General features: G+C 59.4%; 12 protein-coding genes and 1 pseudogene. All 13 read right to left on the bottom strand.

What is annotated here, in order from left to right:
• Positions 1-100: 100 nt before the first annotated feature.
• The 13 genes and pseudogenes from dnaE to O3648_RS01740 all read right to left on the bottom strand — a co-directional run bounded on the left by dnaE (position 101) and on the right by O3648_RS01740 (position 18,022).
• Positions 101-3,643: a DNA polymerase III subunit alpha gene (dnaE, locus tag O3648_RS01800; RefSeq protein ID WP_371568053.1), complete on the bottom strand. Its 3,543-nt coding sequence runs from the start codon at positions 3,641-3,643 to the stop codon at positions 101-103.
• A 90-nt stretch (positions 3,644-3,733) separates the two neighbouring features.
• Complete coding sequence (locus tag O3648_RS01795; RefSeq protein ID WP_279754657.1) at positions 3,734-4,720, bottom strand: RluA family pseudouridine synthase; 987 nt, start codon at positions 4,718-4,720, stop codon at positions 3,734-3,736.
• A gap of 133 nt (positions 4,721-4,853) precedes the next feature.
• Positions 4,854-5,519, bottom strand: a complete 666-nt coding sequence (lspA, locus tag O3648_RS01790) for a signal peptidase II (protein ID WP_279754659.1) — start codon at positions 5,517-5,519, stop codon at positions 4,854-4,856.
• A gap of 303 nt (positions 5,520-5,822) precedes the next feature.
• On the bottom strand, positions 5,823-6,362 hold the full coding sequence (locus tag O3648_RS01785) for a DivIVA domain-containing protein (RefSeq protein ID WP_254756137.1): 540 nt from the start codon (positions 6,360-6,362) through the stop codon (positions 5,823-5,825).
• 447 nt (positions 6,363-6,809) lie between these two features.
• The gene (locus O3648_RS01780) at positions 6,810-7,109 is read right to left on the bottom strand and encodes a YggT family protein (protein WP_254756139.1); all 300 of its coding nucleotides are present in this window, start codon (positions 7,107-7,109) and stop codon (positions 6,810-6,812) included.
• A 10-nt stretch (positions 7,110-7,119) separates the two neighbouring features.
• Positions 7,120-7,431, bottom strand: a pseudogene (locus O3648_RS01775) (cell division protein SepF); the annotation flags it as partial.
• 787 nt (positions 7,432-8,218) lie between these two features.
• On the bottom strand, positions 8,219-9,055 hold the full coding sequence (locus O3648_RS01770) for a YggS family pyridoxal phosphate-dependent enzyme (protein ID WP_279740472.1): 837 nt from the start codon (positions 9,053-9,055) through the stop codon (positions 8,219-8,221).
• A gap of 19 nt (positions 9,056-9,074) precedes the next feature.
• Complete coding sequence (locus O3648_RS01765) at positions 9,075-9,923, bottom strand: polyphenol oxidase family protein (RefSeq protein ID WP_279788738.1); 849 nt, start codon at positions 9,921-9,923, stop codon at positions 9,075-9,077.
• A 148-nt stretch (positions 9,924-10,071) separates the two neighbouring features.
• Positions 10,072-11,253: a cell division protein FtsZ gene (gene ftsZ, locus O3648_RS01760; RefSeq protein WP_279788740.1), complete on the bottom strand. Its 1,182-nt coding sequence runs from the start codon at positions 11,251-11,253 to the stop codon at positions 10,072-10,074.
• 196 nt (positions 11,254-11,449) lie between these two features.
• Positions 11,450-13,072 (bottom strand): cell division protein FtsQ/DivIB, encoded by a 1,623-nt coding sequence (locus O3648_RS01755; protein WP_371568048.1) that lies wholly within the window; start codon positions 13,070-13,072, stop codon positions 11,450-11,452.
• 9 nt (positions 13,073-13,081) lie between these two features.
• Entirely contained in the window at positions 13,082-14,581 is a 1,500-nt protein-coding gene (murC, locus tag O3648_RS01750; RefSeq protein WP_279740464.1) for a UDP-N-acetylmuramate--L-alanine ligase, read from the bottom strand.
• Positions 14,581-15,681, bottom strand: coding sequence for an undecaprenyldiphospho-muramoylpentapeptide beta-N-acetylglucosaminyltransferase (murG, locus tag O3648_RS01745; protein ID WP_279740463.1), 1,101 nt, complete (start codon positions 15,679-15,681; stop codon positions 14,581-14,583). The genes murC and murG overlap by 1 nt, the downstream gene beginning before the upstream one ends.
• Positions 15,682-15,865: 184 nt before the next feature.
• Positions 15,866-18,022 carry an FtsW/RodA/SpoVE family cell cycle protein gene (locus O3648_RS01740; protein WP_371568045.1) on the bottom strand — a complete coding sequence of 719 codons (2,157 nt, stop codon included), beginning with the start codon at positions 18,020-18,022 and terminating at the stop codon, positions 15,866-15,868.
• Positions 18,023-18,036 lie beyond the last annotated feature (14 nt).

Below are 18,036 nucleotides of genomic sequence, written 5' to 3'. Positions count from 1 at the left end.
CAGCGGGTACACCGTATGTTTTGGGTGAATATACGCTCAGAGTGGACCTTGTCATATAGAATCCACTCTGAGTCTTACCCCTCGCGGGGACCTTCTACCGTTAGCGTCGAATACAACTCGGGCCGAAAATTGTCTTAATCTCACCGAAGAGGCTCGGGTTCGGTTCCACGCGCACACTCGGATCCAGCAGCACCAGCTGCTCCTTATCGCGGGTACGCACAAGCATGCGCACATCCGCGGTGCCCTTATGGTCGCGCAGGGTCTCCTTCAGCTCCTTCAAGTTCACCTCGGTCACCAGGTACTCGGGTACCATAATGGTGATGGGTGCGGCGCGGCCGTCATCGCTGATTTCCAGGATCTGCAGTTCCTGCGCGCTCATGTTCACACTGCCGTCATCGCGGCGCTGAACGCGGCCACGAATCGAGCAGATGAGGTCGTCCGCCAGGGCGGCGCCCATCGTCTCGTAGGCGCGGGAGAAAAACATCACCGTAATGGTTGCGCCCGAGGGGTCTTCCAGCTCCACGGAGGCGTACTGGTTACCGCTGGACTTGGCGATACGGCGCGAAACGCCGGTGAGCATACCCGCAATGGTAACGGTTTCACCGTCGCGCACGTGCGAATCTTCACCGATGATATCGTGCACCGAATGGTTTGCGGCATCCGAGAGCGCACGCTCCAGGCCACGCAGCGGGTGGTCCGAAACGTACAGGCCCAGCATGTCACGCTCAAAGTTCAGCTTCTCGCGGCGCTCCCAATCCGGTACCTCCGGGATGGTCACGGTCAGCTCATCACCCAGAGCATCATCCATGCCGAGGGAACCGAAGAGGTCGAACTGACCCGCCGCTTCCTTACGCTTGACCACCACGGCCGCGTCCACCGCCGCCTCGTGAATGAGGGACAGCGAACGGCGCGTATGGCCCAAATCGTCGAAAGCGCCCGCCTTAATAAGCGACTCAATGGTGCGCTTATTGCACACCTGCAGCGGCACCTTCTTCAGGAAGTCGTTGAAGGACTCGTATCGGCCCTTCTCTTCACGGGCGGCAATCATACCTTCGACCACGTTCGCGCCCACGTTACGGATTGCGCCCATACCGAAGCGAATATCGTCACCGACAGGGGCGAAGGTCAGGGTGGACTCGTTCACGTCCGGTGCGAGCACGGTAATGCCCATGGCGCGGCACTCATTCAGGTACAGCGCGAGCTTGTCCTTGTTGTCGCCCACGCTGGTCAGCAGCGCAGCCATGTACTCCTGCGGGTAATGCGCCTTCAGGTACGCCGTCCAGTACGACACCAGACCGTACGCAGCCGTGTGTGCCTTGTTGAACGCGTAGTCGGAGAACGGCAGCAGAATATCCCAGAGCGCCTTAATAGCTCCCTCAGAGTAGCCGTTAGAAATCATGCCGTCGTGGAAGGTAGCGTACTGCTTATCCAGCTCCGCCTTCTTCTTCTTACCCATCGCACGGCGCAGCAAGTCCGCCTCACCCAGAGTGTAGTTCGCAACCTTCTGAGCAATCGCCATCACCTGTTCCTGATACACAATCAGGCCGTAGGTGGTGTCCAGAATATCCTTCAGCGGCTCTTCCAGCTCGGGGTGGATCGGCTCAATCTCCTGCTTACCGTTCTTACGCAGAGCATAATTGGTGTGCGAGTTCGCACCCATCGGGCCCGGACGGTACAGCGCCAACACTGCCGAAATGTGCTCGAACTCCTCGGGCTCCATGAGCTTGAGCAGCGAGCGCATCGGGCCGCCATCGAGCTGAAACACGCCGAGAGTGTCGCCGCGCGCCAGCAGACGGTACGATTCCGGGTCATCCAGAGAGAGGGACTCAAGGTCCAGGTCAATGCCTCGGTTAGCCTTAATGTTCTCCACCGCATCAGAGATGATGGTGAGGTTACGCAGACCCAAGAAGTCCATCTTAATCAGGCCCAGACCCTCACAGGTGGGGTAATCGAACTGGGTAATGACCTGGCCGTCGGCCTCGCGGCGCATCACGGGGATCACGTCCACGAGGTCCTTGCTGGACATGATCACGCCCGCAGCGTGCACGCCCCACTGGCGCTTCAGACCCTCCAAGCCCTTCGCAGTTTCGAATACCTGGCCGTAAATCTTATCGACCGGGTCCTCAATGAGGGCGCGCAAATCTGCCGCCTCGGCGTAGCGTTTATCCTCTTCGTTGTACACATTCGCTAGGGCGATGTTCTTGCCCATGACATCCGGCGGCATCGCCTTGGTGAGGCGCTCGCCAACCGAGTACGGCTGGTCCATCACGCGGGAGGCGTCCTTGAGCGCCTGCTTCGCCTTAATGGTGCCGAAGGTGACAATCTGTGCGACCTTCTCTTCACCGTACTTTTCGGTCACGTAGTCGATAACTTCGCCGCGGCGACGATCGTCAAAATCCACATCGAAGTCGGGCATGGAGACACGGTCGGGGTTGAGGAATCGCTCGAAAATCAGGTCGTGGTCGAGCGGGTTCAGGTCGGTAATACGCATCGCGTACGCGACCATGGAGCCTGCACCGGAACCACGGCCGGGACCCACGCGAATACCGTTGCGCTTCGCCCAGTTGATAAAGTCTGCGACCACGAGGAAGTAGCCCGGGAAGCCCATGGAGGTAATAACCCCCACCTCGTACTCTGCCTGCTTGCGCACAGCGTCGGGAACGCCCTGCGGAAAGCGGTAGTGCAGGCCCTTCTCGACCTCCTTCACGAACCAGGATTCCTCGTTTTCGCCCTCGGGCACGGGGAAGTTCGGCATGTAATTCGCCTTGGTATTGAACTCCACGTTGCAGCGTTCAGCGATTTCCAGGGTGTTCTCACACGCGCCGGGAATGTCACCGAACAGGGCGTACATCTCTTCTGACGAGCGCAGGTAGAAGTTATCCGCGTCGAACTTGAAGCGCTTGGGGTCGGTAAGGGTCGAGCCGGACTGCACGCACAGCAGCGCCGCGTGAGCCGTGTTGTCTTCCTGGCGGGTATAGTGCAGGTCGTTGGTTGCGACGAAGGGCAGGTTCAGCTTCTTGGCGAGGCGGTGCAGATCCTCCTGGACGTTGCGTTCAATGTCCAGGCCGTGGTCCATGACCTCGCAGTAGAAGTTGTCCTTGCCGAAAATATCGCGGAATTCGCTCGCCGCCTGGACTGCCTCATCGAACTGACCCAGGCGCAGGCGCGTCTGAACCTCACCGGAGGGGCAACCGGTGGTCGCAATCAGACCCTTCGAGTAGGTCTGCAGCACCTCACGGTCCATACGCGGCTTGTACAGCTGACCTTCCAGCGAAGCAATCGAGGAGGCACGGAACAGGTTGTGCATACCCTCGGTGGTTTCAGCCCACATCGTCATATGGGTGTACGCGCCACCGCCGGAGACGTCGTCGCGGGAACCGTCGCCCCAGCGCACACGCGAACGGTCGGTGCGGTGCGTGCCGGGGGTCAGGTACGCCTCCACACCAATGATGGGCTTAATGTCGTGCGCTTTAGCCTGGCGCCAGAAGTCGAAGGCACCAAAGAGGAAGCCGTGGTCACTGGTCGCCATGGACTTCATGCCGAGTTCTTTAGCGTGGGTGAACAAGTCGCCCAGGCGCGCGGCACCGTCGAGCATCGAGTACTCGGTGTGCACGTGCAGGTGCGTAAATTCTTTGGTTGCCACGGGAATCTCCTGGAGGTATGGGCTGGAGGATGGGCGGTGAAGGTGAAGCTGTGTGCGGCGGCGTGCGGGCTGCTATAGCTAGCCGACTGTCTAGCCGAGCTGAACCTTACCCTCGCGCAGAGCGGTCAGCGCGTAGGACAGGTCGAGCGGGTACTCGCTGTTGAAGGTTACGCGCTCGCCGGTGCCGGGGTGATCGAAGCCCAGGCGGTGCGCGTGTAGCCACTGGCGGGTCAGGCCCAGTTCGGCGCTAAAGCGCGGGTCGGCGCCGTAGGTGAGGTCGCCGCAGCAGGGGTGGCGCAACGCAGAGAAGTGGACACGAATCTGGTGAGTGCGTCCGGTTTCCAGGTGTACCTCGACCAGCGATGCGGGGCCGAAGGCTTCGAGCACATCGTAGTGGGTAATGGAGTTGCGTCCGTCTTCGACCACGGCGAACTTCCATTCGTTGCCGGGGTGGCGGCCAATGGGTGCGTCAATGGTGCCGTGCAGCGGGTCGGGCAGGCCCTGCACGAGGGTGTGGTAGACCTTGTCCACGGTGCGTTCCTTGAAGGCTCGCTTGAGTGCGGTGTAGGCGCGTTCGCTGCGGGCTACGACCATCAGGCCGCTGGTGCCCACGTCCAGACGATGCACGATGCCCTGGCGTTCTGCCGCGCCGGAAGTAGCAACCGAAATGCCCTCGCCCATGAGCGCGGAGATGACGGTGGGGCCGTGCCAGCCCGGTGAGGGATGTGCCGCCACGCCTGCGGGTTTGTCCACCACGACGATGTCGTCGTCCAGGTGCACGATACGAAAGCCGTCCACCTTTTCGGGGCGGATGTCTGCCAGATCACGCGGTGCGGGTGCATCCACGACGACTTCGTCCCCTACAGACAGCTTGTAGGACTTGCCGATTTTCACGACCTTGCCGTTGTTGGTCACGGTCACGTGGCCATCACGAATCCACCCGGAGGTGCGGGTGCGCGGCGCGTCGAGGGCACCGGCGAGCGCGGCGTCCAGGCGCATACCGGAAAGCGCGCCTTCAACGGTGAATTCGGCGCGGATACCTGCCGATTCTTCGGTGGCGTTGGTAGTTTCGCTCATGCGGCTCTCCTTCGGGTGGTGCTTGCTTTAGTTGTCTGTGTGGGAGGGGCTGTGTGAAAACGTCTCTGTGTGAAAACGTCTGTAGGCGCATGTGGCTACGATGTAGCCGAGGCATGTAGCGGAGGAGGGAAAGCTACTTGGCGCTCTTCGCTGCCCTGTTCTTCTCAGCCGCGTTCTTGTCACCAGCCAGGGCCTCGTCAGCCGAGGTTTCTTCAGCGGGCGCCTGCACGCGGGTGCCGTTGAGGTTCAGACCTTTGAAGTTCAGCAGCACGATGAACGCCATGCACACGCAGATTGCGGAGTCTGCAATATTGAAAATCGCGAAGTTCGGTACGGAAATAAAATCGACCACGTGGCCGGAGCCGAAGCCGGGCTCACGGAAGAGACGGTCGAAAAGGTTGCCGCAGATTCCGCCGAGCAGGCCACCTAATGCGAGCGTCCAGGACAGGGCGCGGGTGCGGCGTAGCAGGTACAGTACCACGGATGCGGCGGCGATCATGACGAGGGTGAAGGCCCAGGTGACGTTCTCGCCCATGCTGAATGCGGCGCCAGAGTTACGAATCGAGTACCACCACAGCAGCCCGTCAATGACGGTAACGCGTTCCCCCAACTGCATCTGAGTAACGACCAGGTATTTCGTGCCCTGATCGATAGCGAACACGACGGCGGCAAGCACGAGCGCGAGAATACCCGCGGAGCGTCCAGAAAGGATGCGCACGCGGTGACCAGTAGCTTCTTCGGCGGCGTTATCGGCTACCTGTGAGACTGAGGATTCAGCAGTCTTGGGGATGTTGGTCATAGCTCTCCTCTAGTCTGTGCCGGTTGCTGCGCCTACGGTGTGGCGGACCTGCGGTGCGGAGGCGGGATGCGCTCGCGTTCGATAGTGCCCCTCTAGCTTAGCAAATCGGGGTAGTGCATCGAGTATTCTGGGTGATTTTGCGGGTACTCTCCCCCGCTTCGCACGCTGGGTTCTTGAGTCATGCCGGGCGGACATGAGAATACCGCCCGGTTCTCTCGATCCCCCCAGTGAATAGCGGTGGAAGAGAAAGAATCCGAGCGGCATACGCTTCAAAGCGTCGTTAGCTTATTCAGACACGCTGTTTTATGCGGAAGCCTCGATAGATTTGAGGTTCTTGAGCTCCTGAACCTGTGCGTCCAGGTGCTGCAGCAGCTTGGAGCGGTAGCGGCTCTCGAAGCCGCGCAGAGCCTCAACAGCGACCTCCAGCTCTTCCTTCTCATCGGTGAGGCGAGAGAGAATCTCTTCGCGCTGCTGCTGAGCTTCGCTCACCATAGCGTCTGCCTTCTTCTCTGCTTCTTCGAGCAGTTCCGCCTTAGCCTTTTCGCCCTGTGCCACATAGTCGTCGTGAACCTTCTGTGCCATGGCGAGCAGTGCCGCCGCATCCTGAGGTCCAGACGGTGCCGCGGAAGACTGTGCGGGTGCTACAGCCGCTGCGGGGGAATCGGGTGCGTTTGCAGAGAGCTGCTCAACCTGGCGTTCGAGGGTATCACGCTCGGAGTAGAGTGCACGCAGTTCGACAACGAGCTCGTCCAGGAAATCGTCGACCTCGTTGCGGTCGTAACCGGACTCTTCGGTCACGACCTTGAAGCTCTTAGTGATCAGGTCTTCGGGGGTGATTGCCATGGGCTTCTCCTCTAAATATCTCTACGGGGTTGGTGATGAATTAAGTGCAGCGAATTCGCCACCCCAATAGTTCAGGGGTATGGCTATACCGCGATGCAGTCATTGGCACCAATTCTACTATTCTTTGGTTTCTGTGCCCGGTTATATATCGGCTGAATAACAAAATATGTACTCGGCACAAGGGTGGGATTCACCACGTGACGCGTCCTCCCTTATCCCCCGCCATATCAGGCTCAGTATCTGCTGACAGGTGCATTTCTCATCATCTGATGTAGCTCGCGAACCCAGCTTGTAACCTGTCACGGAAAGCTACCTCAGCCACGGAGCGGGACACCGCAATCAATCCAGCAATCAGGCACAGAAAACCCCGCCAGCATTCCAACCCACAGGGTTTAGAGCGCAGGCGGGGCTCTACAACATTGTTCTCTAACCTCTCAACGGAGCGGTTTAGGAGAATGCCGCTGTCATCCGCATCATAATGCTCAGCAGCAGAGACAACACAACAATCAAAATCAGGAAGCCGGTATCCAACGCAACGTTACCCACACGAACCGGCGGGATCAGGCGGCGCAGCTGGTTCATCGGCCAGTCCGTCACCGCGTACACGCCGCTGGCGAAGAGTAGCACAAAGCCCTTGGGTCGCCACTCCGGAGCGAACATGCGCACCCAGTCAAAGAGCATGCGCAACAGCATCGCAATGTAGAGAACGTAGACAACGATTGTAATGAGGGCGAAAATATAACCCATCTATCAGTCCTTAGCCCTGGTCGAAGGGGAATTCGCCGTCGGTCTCAAAGCCGGCGGGAACCTCGGAATTAGCCACGCCCAGAACCTCCAGGTTGGAGGGGGTCAGCAGAAACACCTTAGCGGTGACGCGCTCAATGCGGCCTTCCAGCGCGAATGCCAGACCGGATGCAAAGTCCACCAGGCGCTTTGCGTCTGCGTCAGGCATTTCTTCCACGTTCATAATCACGGGGATGTTCTCGCGGAATGCCTCACCAATGATCTTTGCGTCATTGTAGGAGCGGGGGTGGATAGTGGTGATACGGCGCAATTCGTCCTCTTCTTCCTCGTAACCGTAGGTGTATCCGTTGGTTTCTTCGGGCTCGTAGCCCTGGTCGTAGTAGCCGTCGTTGGAGTACGTCTCGGCGTACTGCTCGGTGTATTCGGTATTCGGCACCGGGGTGTCCTCCCAATTGTCTGCGCTGACGTCGTCCCAAGTCTGCTCGGTTTCCGCCAGATCAGCTGTGGTTTCAGGTGTATGAGCGGTGGCGTATGCCGCTGCATCTACGGTTGCTCGTCCGTCGGCAGTTTCTTCTGCGTCCAGATACTCGGTTTCTGTACCGTCATCGTAGCTATTAGCTTGCTGGTACACTTCTTGTTCAGTATAGGGGGGTTCGTCCTGCAGGTGGTAGGTTGCGCTCTGCGACTCGGCAACGCTGTACTGTGCTGAGCCGGGCAGTGCTGAGAGCCTGTTAGAGCTGTCGGTCTTCTGTGCTATAGCAGCCTGCCCTGCGGAGGCGTTTGCCTCCCGGCGGGAGTCAGCCTGCACAGCCTGCGGGGATTCTTCCGGCGTCGTCTCAGCGTTCTGGTATCGTTCCAGGCCGAGGAAACCCGCCAGACGGCTTTGTTTCGCCATGATTCTCTCGCTGTTCTTTCACGTTGGTGGTGTACAGGTTCTGCCGTAGTGCGTCATCAGAAGGTGTGTGCGTAACGGTACGCCATGCACCGGCATGTATATATTACCAGCGCACGCCCCGCGCAGGCGGTCAAGGGCACCGATGATTATGCCGCAGTTTGTACCGAAAGCAGTCCAGAGTGCGATAGGCAACGCACGGCGCGTAGCTTGGGCGAGGCTAGAGCGCCGGGCGCTTACCCATGATGTCGCTACCCACGCGCACGCAGGTCGAGCCCCAACGCACCGCAGCCTCCAAATCCCCGCTCATACCGGCAGAAATCTCGGTCGCATGCGGCACCTGCTCACGCACCAGCAACGCCAGCCCGTAGAGCTTCTCAAATGCCTCATCAGGGTTCATTCCCAGCGGCGCCACCGCCATCACGCCACCACAGCGCAAATGCTCGTGGTTCTCGATGCGCTCCACCAACTCCAGCAGCTCAGAGGCGCTCGTACCACCGCGCGCGCCCTCAGCGGCGTGGCCAGCCGTCGCAACCTCTGCCAGGGACACCTGCACCAGGCAGGTCAGCGCACCCTGCTCCGCCGCCGCGGGTGCGGGTGCCTCCCCCGCCTCGAAGCGCGCGAGCTGGTTTGTGTACGCCTTCGCCAGCGCGTCCGCCAGGGAGGGGCGGTCCACTGAATGCACGCTGGAGGCGTACTTGACCACAGACTTCGCCTTATTCGTCTGCAACTGGCCAATAAACGCCCAGTGCGGGGGCTGCACCTCACGCTGGGCGCAGTAGGCGGCAAGCTCGCGAGCCTTCGTACTCGCCTCCTGGTCGCGGTTCTCACCGAAGAGGGCCACTCCCCCATCCAGCAGCGCCGCTGCGTCAGAGGCGGGGAAGAACTTCGTGACCGTCACCAGCTGCACTGAGGCGCTCGCCTCAGTACGCACCGCGCTACGGTCCTGCTCCGCGGCGCGGATACGCGCAAGCACGCGACGGTAGTTCTGCAGTAGTTGCTCGGCGCGTTCGGGAGTGTAGTGCAGGTTCTGTTCTTCTACATTCATCTCAGGCATCTTCTCTCCTTCAGCGTCTCTACGCGGCGGGCTCTTCCAACTTCTGAACCCACACCAGACCCGCGATGCGGCCCGGCTTCTCACCGCGGTTCGTGAACCCGCGATGTGAATACACCTCAGGCTCCTCAAACGTGCACCGCGCACAGTCCATGCTCACCTGCACGCCCGCCTCTTCCAGCACCGCACGGGCGCCGGCGGGCAGATCCAGTCCGGGGGTCTGCTGGCTGGTCACCGCATGCACCTGCGGAATCAGTTCAGTGGACTCGGCGCGCATATCTTCGGGTACCTCGTAGCAGCTACCGCAGATACTCGGGCCCAGCCACGCGATAATTTTCTCCGCGCCGAGCTGACGCATCCGCTGCACGGTCTGCTGGAGTACACCGTCAAGCAGGCCGCGGCGGCCAGCATGGGCTACCGCAAGAATCGGCTGCCAGTTCGCGACCCGCTCACCCACCAGCACCACCGGGATGCAGTCCGCCACCATAATCGCCAGGGGCACACCCTCACTGCTGATGGCGGCATCGGCCACCGGGGAGTTCTCCAGCACCGCTCGGGCACGCTTAGCGGTACGCTCCTGCGGGGCACCGGGCGCGTAGGATTCCACCGCGTAGTCTTCCGGGCGGGCAATCTGCACACCGTGCACCTGGTTCAGGTAAAAGAACGGGTCGGTACCCAGCGCATCCTCCAGGGCGGCACGGTGGTTGAGGGTACGCACCAGGGATGCGTCCATACCGCCACCGAGCTCATCGTCCACGTGCAGGCCCAGGTTGCCCGCCGCGCGGGAGGTGAAACCTACCCGCACACGCCAGGGGCCCAAGGTGAGGGTATCGGCAGAGGCAAGTAACGAAGGTTTGGGATTATCGCTCATCTTCCATTCCTTATCAGAGGTCAGCGGGTATAACGGCGGGTATAGCAAAGGGGAGCCGAGAACAGCACAATGTGCGTGTTTCTCAGCTCCCCTATAGCTTCATAGGACTCTCAGCCGTGCAACGCTTAGGCGTTCACAGCCGGGCAGACTACTTCAGGAAGTCAGGGACGTCCAGGGTGTCGCGGCGAGCCGGAGCTTCCTCCACAACTGGGGGAAGGTCAACGTCGAAGCCAGCAGCGCCGGTGGAAGCCGGAGCAGCAGCGGGTGCGTTGTAGCCGTAGCCGTTAGCAGCCGGAGCGGTGGAACCGCCGAAGGATGCCTGGGTGCGCTGAGCCTGGGTAACTGCAGCAGTGGAAGCGTTGGAGTTGGTCTCCGGGTTCACTGCGTCGAAGCCAGCAGCAATCACGGTCACGCGAGCCTCATCGCCCAGTGCGTCGTCAATAACAGCACCGAAGATGATGTTTGCATCGGGGTGAGCAACTTCCTGAACCAGGCGTGCAGCCTCGTTGATCTCGAACAGACCCAGGTCTGAGCCACCCTGAATGGACAGCAGAACGCCATGTGCACCGTCGATGGATGCTTCCAGCAGCGGCGAAGCGATAGCCAGCTCAGCTGCCTTCACGGCACGGTCCTCACCGGATGCCGAGCCGATACCCATCAGAGCCGAGCCTGCACCCTGCATGACGGACTTAACGTCAGCGAAGTCAAGGTTAATCAGGCCGGGGGTGGTAATCAAGTCGGTAATGCCCTGCACACCGGAGAGCAGAACCTGGTCAGCGGACTTGAATGCGTCCAGCATGGAGACGTTACGATCCGAAATCGACAGCAGTCGATCGTTCGGAATAACGATCAGGGTATCAACCTCATCGCGCAGAGCAGCGATACCGGTCTCAGCCTGGTTGGAGCGGCGGCGGCCTTCGAAGGTGAAGGGACGGGTCACCACACCAATGGTCAGAGCGCCGAGGGAGCGGGCAATACGTGCCACGACGGGTGCGCCACCGGTACCGGTGCCACCGCCCTCACCTGCGGTCACAAAGACCATGTCTGCGCCCTTGAGGACTTCCTCAATTTCCTGCGCGTGATCCTCGGCTGCCTGACGGCCAACCTCGGGGTTTGCGCCCGCGCCAAGACCGCGGGTCAGCTCACGACCAACGTCCAGCTTAACGTCTGCATCGGACATCAGCAGAGCCTGAGCGTCAGTGTTGATAGCAATGAACTCAACGCCGCGCAGACCAACCTCAATCATGCGGTTGACTGCGTTGACGCCACCGCCGCCGATACCAACGACCTTGATGACTGCCAAGTAGTTCTGGGGAGTTCCAGCGTCCATGTATTCCTCGATTGTTCCGTGTTCCAGCTTCGGAAGACCCGCAGCTTAATCTAAGCCTAAAGGTTTCCTCTAAAGAATGACTTTATCTGCTAGGATACCAAACTGTTTTTGCTGGTTCCTAGTCACAAAGCGCAATTACCCCCTCTTTTTGTGGATTTAACACAAAAAGGGAGGATATAGCGCCTGAATGGTTCCCCTATCGGGTCACCGGTACGCGCGGGGCAGACACATCGTAGATGGTCACATTCTGCATCTGTGCTTCGGAAGATTTCTCTTCCTGAGCACGCTTGGCAATAGCCTGGCGCAGGGAGAGCAGGACCTTCGCCTTCAACTCGCTCTCTTCAGCGGTTCCCCACTGCACCGTAGTATTATCCCTCAAGGTTATAGTGATACTTGAGGTTGAGGTGGCACCAGCTTCCTTAACCTGAACTAGAAGTTCAGAGGGCATCGCCGAGAGCACCGTAGAAATGGTGCGGAATTCGTCCGAAGTCTTCGGATCATCACCGCTGAAACGAACCAGCGGCACCGAAGTATCGGGCTGAGTCGCCGACTCGAGCAGGCTCACACCATCGCTATCAACAGTATGGTACGTATCTCCCTGCTTCACAACCGCAACAGCGGTACGCTCCTTCAGGGTCACCACCAGCTCATGCGGCGGACGGCTCTCCACCTGCACGCTACGAAGCACGTTATCCTGCCCAATCAGCTCACGCACCTTCTTCTCGTCAATGCGAGTGAGCGGAACCCCGCGCAGAGGCCCCAGCTTCTGCTCCACCTGGGTGGTTTCCAGCAGGGATGTGCCGCGCACTGTAATCTTCTGAGTCGCCAACAGGGGCGAGAAGAAGACCAGCACCACGTACAGTACCGCAATAATAGCCAGCACCGAGGCGGTGTACAGCAGCTTACGGGCACGAGTCAGAGGCAAACGCTCCTTACGGGAGCGCTCCTCTGCACGCAGACCGTCTAGGCCCGGATCCTGACGCAGACGCTCACGGTGAGCCTGACGGCTCGCACGCTCGCGTTCCTTCTCAATCTCCGCTGCACGCTGCTGCTCACGCTCGGCACGCCAACGACCAAAACGGCTCGCGGGGCGAGGGTCTTCGGCAGCCTTCTCCCCCGCCTTATCGGCGCTTTCTTCAGCCTTCTGAGCGACAGACTCTTCGTGAGATTCAACAGAACCGGCAGATGCTTTGCCAGCGGTGGACGCCGACTTCTTGTCAGCGTCCTTATCGCTACCCCTATCTACGCTCTTCACCAACTGCGAGGATGCAGTCTGAGCAGAGCCGCTCTTCGAAGAAGAATCCTCAAACGCCTCAACATCAAACAGCTCGGGAGCGTGTTCCACCTCAGACACGGTACGACCGGTCATCAGCGCCGAACGCACCGAATCCTTCAAAGACTGCGCCGAAGAATGAACCTCCGAAGCGCTCTTGGACGCCGAAGATTCAGAATTCTTCTGCATTGAAGCCTTATGCACAGGCTTACGCGGCATGTGTCGAACGGAACTCGAAGACTGAGTAGCGGCAGACTGCGCAACAGCAGGCTGTGCAGAAGCCTCGGAGGCTACAGACCCAGTAGGCTTCGTAACATCAGTCTGAGCAGCACCAGTCGGCTGAGGTTCAGCCTGAGGCACTTCAGCCTTTGTTACCGAAGCCTTCACCTGCTGAGGTGGCACGGACTTAGCCTGTACCGCCTCAACCGGTGCCACCTCAGTCTTCGCATTCTCAGCTACTTGCTGAGCACGCAGACGAGCACGCGAACGCGGAGCCTTTGGCGCGCGCGAGGAGGAATGCCCCTCCGCAGAGAGACCAGAACTCATCGGCACAGCCTAAGCCTCCGACTTCTTCGACTCGCCACCGTGACGGATCCCCAAGGACTCCAGCAGACGCGCACCCAAAGCGGTCACGTCACCAGCGCCCACAGTCATCACAATATCGCCGTCCTGAGCGCAGGTCACAATATCCTCAATAGCGCCCTCAGCGGTAGCGTAACGAACCTCAGAGAAACCAGCACCGGTAATCAATTCACTGGTTACCCCCTCAATCGGCAACTCGCGAGCAGGGTAAATATCCAGCACATGAGCGCGGTCAGCCACCGACAGGGCCTCCGCGAACTCCTTCGCGAACTCACGAGTACGAGAGAACAGGTGCGGCTGGAAAATCACGTACAGGCTATGACCATCAGCCACGGTACGACCGGTCTCCAGGGCACGGAAAACCTCAGTCGGGTGGTGCGCGTAATCATCAAAGACCTTCACACCAGCAACCTCACCGCGCAGGGTAAAGCGGCGGTCAGCACCCACAAACTCAGCCAGCGCACGAGCAATATCAACAGCCTCGTAACCAGAAATCAACGCCGAAGCAAAAGCAGCCGAAGCGTTCAGCTGGTTATGAATACCGGGCACCTTCAGCGCAAGATTCTGCTGGCCTTCATAACGCACACCGCGGCACTCAAAAGACCAGGAAAGGTGCGAAGAAGAGGAAGAACCCGCGCTGGTAATCTCGCTAATGCGCAAGTCAGCATCCTCAGACTCACCGTAGGTCACAACGGAAACACCCGCCGCACGAGAATGAACCGCCAAAGCCGTCGCACCCTCATCATCGGCGCAGGTCACCACAACACCGTTAGGTGCCAGCGAACCCACAAAACGGTTGAACGCCTCAAAGACACGCTCGTCCGTCTTATAGAAATCCAGATGGTCCGGCTCAACATTCGTCACCACAGCAATAGCCGGGCGGTAACGCACAAACGAGCCGTCCGATTCATCAGCCTCAGCCACAAAAATCGACTCGGGGCCCTGAGTACCTAGATGGGCGTTCGTGCCGCGACCAGTAATCACAGTACCCACCGCGAAGGACGGCTGTGCACCCAGCTGATCAAACATCACAGAAATCATGGAGCTGGTCGTGCTCTTACCGTGAGTACCGGCAACAGCAACCACCTGAGACTCACCCATCACAGCGGCGAGCGCCTCAGAACGATGCAGCACACGCAGACCTTGCGCACGAGCGGCAGCAAGTTCCGGGTTATCCTCACGAATCGCAGTAGAAATCACCACGGTATCAACATCCACAATGTTCTCAGCCTGCTGAGGAACAGCCACACGAGCACCCGCAGCACGCAAAGACTCAACAGTAGCCGACTCGGCGCGGTCAGATCCGCTCACCGTCACACCAGCCTGCAGCATCAAAACGGCAATAGCGCTCATACCCGCACCACCAATGCCGATGAAGTGCACACGACCCAACTCGCTCATCTTCGCACGCTCAGGGAACGGCGGGTTCAGCGGTGCCGGCAGCACCATCTCAAGATTCATCAATTCAGTCATTACTTCTCAGCTGCTTTCAATACTGCTTCAGCCATAACGCGTGCCGCGTCACGGATACCAAGTTCATACGCCGCAGCGCCCATGCGCTCCAACTCCTCCGGATTCGCCATAAGAGCCGGAATCTCACGGGCAAACCACTCACCGGTGACCTCTGCATCCTTCACCAGCAGAGCCGCAGACGCCTCCACCAGAGAACGAGCATTCAGAGCCTGCTCACCATTACCAATGGGAAGCGGCACAAAAATCGCGGGAACACCCACTGCAGCAACCTCACTGACAGTCGCCGCGCCCGAACGCACCAGCAGAAGATCAGCGGCAGCGTACACATCCTGCATGCCGTTGCTGAACTCAATCTGACGGTAATTCGGCTCACTCAACGGCTCACCATTCTCATCCAGAACAGTCTTACCCTTACCGGTAATATGCAGAATCTGGAAGTCCCACTCCGCAAAGTGGTCACGGCACGCCGCCACCGCATTGTTCAGGCTCTGCGCACCCAGCGAACCACCGGTGACAATCACGGTAGGCTTCTGCGGGTCCAGACCCAGGTTACGGCGAGCCTTCGAACGGTGCGCCTCACGGTTCAGGTAGGCAATCTCATCCTTCATCGGCATACCTACCAGGGTTGCGCGCGGGAAAGGAGTGTTAGGGAATGCAACACCGGTGAACTTAGCGAACGTGCCACCCAGGCGGTTCGCCAAACCGGGCTTCGCGTTCGCCTCGTGAATCACCACGGGAATCTTAGTGCTCAACGCCGACAAATACGCTGGCGGGCACACGTAGCCACCCACGCCAACGACCACATCCGCATCTACATCCTTGAGGATGCGGCGGGTCTTCGACAGGCCACCCAAGAACTTAGCGGGGAAAGCAAAAGCTGCACGGTTGATGCTACGGGGGAACGCCGCACGGGGAATAAACTCAATATCGAAACCAGCTGCCGGAACCAGCTCGGCTTCCATCTTGTCCGCAGTGCCCAGCATCAGAATCTTAGCGTTCGGCTCAAGATCACGAACCGCACGCGCAATCGCGAGCATCGGATTAATATGACCGGCGGTGCCACCACCGGCGAAGACTATAGAGCGCGTCTTCTTCGTCATAGATCTTTCTCCCAACACATCGATACAGGATTATTTTACGCTATCGCATCTGTTCAATAGAGCGCCCCCGCCGTCGAGCTATGACTCAACGGCGAGGGCTTTATCTCTTATTCAGTGCAAGTGGAGGCTCAAATAGTAGCCCGAACAGCATGCTCCGGCCGCGAGCCTTTCACCCCTGCAGAGGCTAACTCTGCCTGCGGGTGCCGCGCTGAGCCGAGTTCCGAGCCGCGCCCTGAGCCGGACGCTGCACCTGCTGAGCGTCATCCTTCGGAACACCTTTTGCCTGGGCGCCCTGTCGCGGCGTTGCCTGACGCGGAGCACCCTGTCGAGGGTTGCCCTGTCGCTGGGCACGACGCTGACGATCCTCAGGATGCAACGGCTGCAGACCCGCAGGCAGCAAACCCGACGGACGGTGCTGCGCGCTACGGAGCTGAGCACCACGAGGCTGCTGCACTCGCTTCTGAGCAACAGGCTGCTGAGCGGTACGAGGCTGAGCGGAGCGCTGCTGTACAGCCTGCTTCGGTGCAGCTTGCTTCGGAGCCGAGGGCATCTGGTCTGCAGGCTTCGCAGCGGTCGCCTTCTGAGCAAGGCGAGCCTGAGCGGGACGACCCTGCGTGGGCAGCCCACTCGCAACACGAGCCTGCTGACCGGTACGAGGCTGAGCGGATGCCTTCTTCGGAGCTGGGTTCGTCGGTGCAGGCTTCTGAGAGACCTTCTGCTTCTGGGCCTCGGCCTTCTGCTCCGCCTTCACAGGGGTAGCTTCCTCACGAGCCTGCGCCGCCTCCTGACGACGACGAACCTCCTCCTCGTGTATACGAGCCTTCTCCTGACGGATACGCTTCTTCTCCTGCTCACGAGCCATACGTGCCAACTCACGCTGCTGATCCGGCGCAAAACCCAACCAGCGGCGCAACGTACTCTCCGGACCAAACATCAGCGCAAACGGGTTATGTTCCTTCAGTAGGTGGCCACCGGCAGCCGCACGAGCTGCCTCCTCCTGATTCAGCACAATCTGCAACGGCGTACGACGCTTCCAGTCAGCATTCGCACGACGAACCTCACGCGCACTCTGGGTTTCAATATTCGACGGTGCCGCTGCGCCACGCATCGGAGTCTGCCACGCAAACGCCAACAACAAACCCGCCGCAAACAACGAGGACAACAGCGACGAACCACCATAGGAGACAAACGGCAGAGGCACACCAATCACCGGTAAAATACGGGACACCATGGCCATATTGATAATCGCCTGAGAGCTCAACCAAATCATGATGCCGCCCGTAGCCAAACGCACCAGGGGGTCAGTAGTGCGCAGCATAATACGCACTGCGCAGTACACCAGACCTACATACAGCAGCAGAACTGCCAAAGTGCCCAGCAGACCCAGCTCCTCACCAATAATGGCAAAAATATAGTCATTATGCGCCTCAGCCAGGTAGTTATACTTCTGACGCGACTGGCCCAGACCAACACCGAGGAAACCACCGGTTGCCAGCGCCACCTCACCAGAATTCGCCTGATCGCAGTTAGCGTTCGTACACGAACCCCAGATACCGAAGATACGAGCCACACGGTTCGCGCTACTGAAAACACCCAACAGCGCCAGCATCGCAAACGCGCCGCCAATCTTCAGCAACGAGCTACGAGAAGCACCCGCCAGCCACATCATGCCCACAAAGATGAAGCCATACACCATGGCGGTACCCATATCGCCACCGAGCATAATCAGCAGCACCAGGGCGCCCACACCATAAATCGAGGGGAATAGAGTACGCCAAATGCTGTGAGAAATATCGCCGTGACGGCTGTACACCCATGCCAGCCACATAATAATCGCCAGCTTCGAAAATTCCGATGGCTGAATCTGCACAACGCCGGGGATTTTCAGCCAGTTACGGTTACCGTTCACCTCAACGCCAACAACCACCACAGCAAGCTGCATGACCAACGCGGAAATCAGCATCGCGTTCACCACAAATTTCTTGTGGTAATACCCAACAGGGATACGCGTAATACCCACCATCGCGATCACACCAAGAACCAAGAACATGATCTGCGAGGAAACCTGTGAAAACGGCGACTGCCCCTGCGAAATCATGGTGACGCTCGACGCCGACAGCACCATAATGCAGCCAAAAATAGCCAGACCCAGGGTGGTCACCAGTAGCATCACCGGTACATCCCACAGGTCAGCCTTCAAACCACGACGATACAGCCTATCGGCACGAGCACGGAACGGCGCAGAGAAATCCTCCAAACCGGCTCGCAAAGACGCCCAACGACCACTCGCTGTCGAACGCGTCGAAGAAGCCGAACGCGCCGAAGATGCGCTGGTACTCACATGCCCTCCTATAG

This window comes from Rothia sp. 27098_8_161, from assembly GCF_041432905.1.
Classification (GTDB): domain Bacteria; phylum Actinomycetota; class Actinomycetes; order Actinomycetales; family Micrococcaceae; genus Rothia.
The sequence above is the reverse complement of the archived record's forward strand: the minus strand, read 5'-3'. Positions and strand labels throughout refer to the sequence as shown.

What these genes read in the sequence shown, in the direction of transcription:
- O3648_RS01795 (WP_279754657.1), bottom strand. Translation starts at nt 4,720, where the DNA reads ATGAGCGAAACTACCAACGCCACCGAAGAATCGGCAGGTATCCGCGCC.
- lspA (WP_279754659.1), bottom strand. Translation starts at nt 5,519, where the DNA reads ATGACCAACATCCCCAAGACTGCTGAATCCTCAGTCTCACAGGTAGCC.
- O3648_RS01785 (WP_254756137.1), bottom strand. Translation starts at nt 6,362, where the DNA reads ATGGCAATCACCCCCGAAGACCTGATCACTAAGAGCTTCAAGGTCGTG.
- O3648_RS01780 (WP_254756139.1), bottom strand. Translation starts at nt 7,109, where the DNA reads ATGGGTTATATTTTCGCCCTCATTACAATCGTTGTCTACGTTCTCTAC.
- O3648_RS01770 (WP_279740472.1), bottom strand. Translation starts at nt 9,055, where the DNA reads ATGCCTGAGATGAATGTAGAAGAACAGAACCTGCACTACACTCCCGAA.
- O3648_RS01765 (WP_279788738.1), bottom strand. Translation starts at nt 9,923, where the DNA reads ATGAGCGATAATCCCAAACCTTCGTTACTTGCCTCTGCCGATACCCTC.
- ftsZ (WP_279788740.1), bottom strand. Translation starts at nt 11,253, where the DNA reads ATGGACGCTGGAACTCCCCAGAACTACTTGGCAGTCATCAAGGTCGTT.
- O3648_RS01755 (WP_371568048.1), bottom strand. Translation starts at nt 13,072, where the DNA reads ATGAGTTCTGGTCTCTCTGCGGAGGGGCATTCCTCCTCGCGCGCGCCA.
- murC (WP_279740464.1), bottom strand. Translation starts at nt 14,581, where the DNA reads ATGACTGAATTGATGAATCTTGAGATGGTGCTGCCGGCACCGCTGAAC.
- murG (WP_279740463.1), bottom strand. Translation starts at nt 15,681, where the DNA reads ATGACGAAGAAGACGCGCTCTATAGTCTTCGCCGGTGGTGGCACCGCC.